Origin of the sequence: Roseomonas chloroacetimidivorans (assembly GCF_049629625.1) — a bacterium.
Lineage (GTDB): Bacteria > Pseudomonadota > Alphaproteobacteria > Acetobacterales > Acetobacteraceae > Roseomonas > Roseomonas chloroacetimidivorans.
Genome location: NZ_JBNBZS010000304.1, coordinates 1 through 822 on the forward strand (window position 1 = coordinate 1; position 822 = coordinate 822).

Genomic DNA, 822 nt, shown 5'->3' on the forward strand with positions numbered 1-822 from the left:
GGTGAATGCCGTCTCGTAAGCCGTACCCGTCCGACGTGTCCGACGAGGAGTGGGCGCTGGTTGCGCCTGATCTGACACTGCTGCCCGAGGAGGCCGGGCAACGCGAGCACCCGCTGCGCGAGGTGTTCAACGGGCTGCGCTATCTGGTGCGCTACGGTGTGGCTTGGCGGGCCATGCCCAACGACCTTCCGCCCTGGCACGCCGTCTACGACCAGGCGCAGCGTTGGCTTCGGGCGGGCTGCTTCGAGATGTTGGTCCAGGACCTCAGGGCGGTGCTGCGGCTGGCCCAAGGTCGTGCGGAAGAGCCGTCCGCGGCCGTGCTGGACAGCAGGACGCTTCGTTCCACGCCGGAGAGCGGCGGGCGGGCTGCCTGGGACGGGCACAAGCGCGTCCGGGGCTCCAAGCTGCACCTGGCCGTCGACACGCTCGGCCACCTGCTGGCGCTCCATGTCACACCGGCCAACACCGATGATCGCGCCGCCGTCTCCACCCTGGCCGAGGCCGTGCAGGACGCGACCGGCGAGAGCGTGAACCTCGCCTACGTCGATCAGGGCTACACCGGCGAGCGGCCTGCCCAGGCCGCGGCCGCTCATGGCATCGCGCTCGAGGTCGTCAGGCTGCCCGAAGCCAAGCGCGGCTTCGTGCTCCTGCCCCGGCGATGGGTAGTGGAGCGCTCATTCGGCTGGTTCACCCGCTTCCGCCGGCTCGCCCGCGACTATGAGCGCTTGCCCGAGACGCTGGCGGGCCTGCACCTCGTCGCCTTCACCATCCTACTGCTCAGGCGCGCCGCAGAACTCGCCGCCAGTGCGTAACACCCTCTAG

Annotated in this window: 1 protein-coding gene; it reads left to right on the plus strand. The window is 70.2% G+C overall.

Annotated features, from left to right (window positions below):
- Positions 1–5: 5 nt before the first annotated feature.
- Positions 6–812, plus strand: a complete 807-nt coding sequence (locus tag ACO1BU_RS37625; protein ID WP_424140938.1) for an IS5 family transposase — start codon at positions 6–8, stop codon at positions 810–812.
- Positions 813–822 lie beyond the last annotated feature (10 nt).

Coding starts and splice junctions, on each gene's coding strand:
- ACO1BU_RS37625 (WP_424140938.1), top strand. CDS start 6: ATGCCGTCTCGTAAGCCGTACCCGTCCGACGTGTCCGACGAGGAGTGG.